Origin of the sequence: Chryseobacterium sp. VD8 (assembly GCF_037149975.1) — a bacterium.
Taxonomy (GTDB): domain Bacteria; phylum Bacteroidota; class Bacteroidia; order Flavobacteriales; family Weeksellaceae; genus Chryseobacterium; species Chryseobacterium indicum.
In genome coordinates this window covers 1-2,735 of the sequence record NZ_JBBCQL010000359.1, presented here as the reverse complement: position 1 = coordinate 2,735, position 2,735 = coordinate 1, and the positions used below count along the sequence as shown (strand labels likewise).

Genomic DNA, 2,735 nt, shown 5'->3' with positions numbered 1-2,735 from the left:
CTCCTGTAATCGTAATACGCGTCGTATTAATTACCGGATTATATCCCGAAAGATCATTACCGGTAGCCGTTACAGGAAAACCTCCCTGTATAAGCACACCCGGACTTACCCTGATAACCGGTGCTGAAGATCCTCCCAAATAGGTGTAACCCGTATTTGCTTTTATATAAACTTTAGTGTTCGCCGGAATAGTACCTGAAGAAAGGCTTCCGAAATAAGAGCTAAAAGACTTGGCATTATTCCAGTTGACACCGGTTCCGGCACCTCTGTTGGTGATGTCCAGAAAAACCTGTGCAGCTAAATCTTGTGAAAAAATAAAGAATATTAGGAATACAGAAAGTCCGAATATTCTTTTGTATATATTGAATAAATTACTTTTCATAACGTTGAAATTTGTAAATAATGAATCTTTGGATCTTAATTTAAAATGGGGGCAAAAGATCCTGCCACACAATAGGTAATCTTTGAAGGACAACTGAAAGTAGGTGCATTCAGCCCTCCGGAAATATTACTAAACACATTCCCCGTACCAAAAGTGTAGTTATTAGCTGTTGCCGTAAAAAATGCGTACGAGCGATAAGAGTTGATAGCAGGCAGCTGCATCCTGCTGTTGGCAATGCTGTATTTGCCGCTACCCGCTGAACCTGCATAAATACCGATGTCACAACCTGCGGTAACAGTAGAGGTTCCTAATTTATTATTTATAAAAGTTACATTACTAAGAGCAATATTGGTATCAATACTTCCCCCGAAAATATTACTCAGGAAAATAGCGCCTCCGTAACTTGTAGAAGGAACCGCATTACTGTCAAATACACAATTGCTGATATTGATGGTTTTCAGCAGTGATTGTCCTGTAAAAAGAATAGCTCCTCCGCCCTGATTTCCTCCTCCCGACGGTGAAGAACCGGTAGTAATGCTATTGTTGTAAAAATTACAGTTGGTAATAGAAGTCGTAAGATAACCTGCATCCAAAGACAATGCTCCGCCTCCTGAACAGCAGCTCGTTTCCGAATTACTGTAAAAATTACAGCCACTCATGGTAAGAGTATTTATACCGCTTCCCGTAGGTCCCGGATTCAGACAAAATGCTCCTCCCGTGTAAGCTCCTGATGTATTGTTACTGAAAGTACAGTTGGTAACGGTCCAGTTACCCGCTGAAACTCCTGTGCCCGCTCCATTTCCTAGAGCACCTCCCGAACCACTGGGTGTACTGTTACCACAAAATGAGCTGTTGATAATAGTGGTTGTATCTGCAACACTTGCCACAGCACCGCCTCCGCCTTGTTGACCGGTGTTACTTTTATTATTGGTAAATGTGCAACCATTAACAGTAAGTGTGGTTCCTGTTCCTCCCAAAATATCAATGGCTGCTCCGTCATTTGCTGCGCCATTGTCATGGAAATAGCAGTTGGTAAAAGTATAGTTTCCGTCGTCCTGTGTCCAGAATGGCTGCCATCCCTGTCCATTCGTAAAATTTCCAAAATGGAAAAATTCACAATCCATTACCTGAAGGTCAATCGTAATGAGTGAACCCAAAGTCCCGTAATAAATTACATGAGAAAAGCCTCCCGCGGTTAAATTTCCTTCTCCTTCAAAACGGATTCCCTTTATCAGCATACTGTTGACGGAACCTGTAGCATTCAGGAATTCGTAAGGCGTGGAGGTTCCGGCTCCCGAGAATTTAATATTGGTCTGATTCGCCAATGGATTGTAACCTGTAAGGTCCGTTCCTGTAGCCGTTGCAGGAAAACCGCCTATTAATCTGAATCCCGTTGCTGCAGATATTGCATTAACAGCGCTGTAATTGTACGTTCCGGCTTTTAAGTAGATCGTAGTATTGGCAGAAACGGTAGTAGCAGATAATGTTTGCAGAAAGGTAACTCCTTTTGGACTATTCCAGCTTGTTCCGGTATTCGAATTATTTCCTGTTGTGGAAACATAAATTTCAGCGGCTGAAATCTGATCAAAAGAAAGAATGAAAATCACTGATAAAAAAATTCCGTACATTTTTTTCAGAATTTTTTTGTGCTTAAAAAAAATTGGGTTCATCATTTTGTTTGTTATTTATCATCATTTTTATCTCGTTCATAAAACTTAAAAAGTAAGCAGAGAACATTTGAATATAGTTCCTATACCAATTTGCTCATTAGTGAACAGATGAAGTATAAATCCATTAACTGTTGATAATTAAAATACATCAGCAATGGCTTTGTGAAAAATTTTGTGGAATGTGTTTTTGATGAAGCAAAACTACTTCGTGATCCATTTGTAATCCAAATTTCGTTACCCTACATTTACTTAACAAATAAGTAAAATATTGTTATTCAGATATTTAATTTAATAAGCTAAATAATTAATGTAGTTACTATAATGAAAATGAATTTTAAAATTTTCATTAAAAACTGAATAATATTTAAGAAAATCGTCAAAAAAACAACAGAGCAGTGAATGTAAACTTGAATGATGGCATTATAAAATTTACTTTATTTCTTGAAGATCGAAATCACAAAAGACCAAGATTATTAAATAGAAATTTGAGCTTACCTATAACTGTAAATTAATTGATTCTTTTTCAGCCTGAAACGTAAGTAAAGAAATTTAATTCATAAAAGGCATATTTATTGTAAAGTATGAAGGACACCAAATAAAAAATTTAATATGAACAACGAAAAAAATGTAGCAGTATTAAACGATTTACTGAACATTACCAATGACAGAATTGAAGGATTTTC

General features: G+C 37.2%; 2 protein-coding genes. Both read right to left on the bottom strand.

The window, feature by feature from the left end; genetic code table 11:
• The coding region (locus WFK35_RS22035; RefSeq protein ID WP_336734724.1) for a hypothetical protein at positions 1–382 on the bottom strand (382 nt) is incomplete at its 3' end.
• Between the two features lie 35 nt (positions 383–417).
• Positions 418–2,010: a hypothetical protein gene (locus WFK35_RS22030; protein WP_336734723.1), complete on the bottom strand. Its 1,593-nt coding sequence runs from the start codon at positions 2,008–2,010 to the stop codon at positions 418–420.
• Positions 2,011–2,735 lie beyond the last annotated feature (725 nt).

What these genes read in the sequence shown, in the direction of transcription:
- WFK35_RS22030 (WP_336734723.1), bottom strand. Translation starts at nt 2,010, where the DNA reads ATGTACGGAATTTTTTTATCAGTGATTTTCATTCTTTCTTTTGATCAG.